This window comes from Staphylococcus sp. EG-SA-2 (assembly GCF_017152085.1).
This window is the reverse complement of sequence record NZ_JACYHC010000285.1, coordinates 1-424: the sequence shown is the minus strand read 5'-3', so window position 1 is coordinate 424 and position 424 is coordinate 1. Positions and strand designations below refer to the sequence as shown.

At 35.4% G+C, this 424-nt stretch carries 1 protein-coding gene; it reads left to right on the top strand.

What is annotated here, in order from left to right; all coding sequences use genetic code 11:
* Positions 1 to 333: 333 nt before the first annotated feature.
* The coding region (locus IDG60_RS22040; RefSeq protein ID WP_241013329.1) for a hypothetical protein at positions 334 to 424 on the top strand (91 nt) is incomplete at its 3' end.

Below are 424 nucleotides of genomic sequence, written 5' to 3'. Positions count from 1 at the left end.
ATGAAATAAGACTGAGCCTGGGTCATAAATTCAATGTCCTAGGCACTACAATGTTATATTGGCAGTAGTTGACTGAAAGAAAATACGCTTGTAACAAGCTTTTTTCAATTCTAGTGGGGCCCCAACATAGAAGCTGACTTTCTGTCAGCTTACAATAATGTGCAAGTTGGGGTGGGGCCCCAAACAAAGAGAATTTCGAAAGGAAATTCTACAGACAATGCAAGTTGGGGTAGAACGAAATAAATTTTGTTAAATATTATTTCTGTCCCACTCCCTATTAGACGAAACAAAGATGAAGTTAAAATATATGAATTTTAAGTAGAGGGATAAGATATGAGGAAACGTGCTAGAATCATTTATAACCCGACATCAGGTAAAGAGCTATTTAAAAGAGAATTACCTGATGCCTTAATAAAATTAGAAA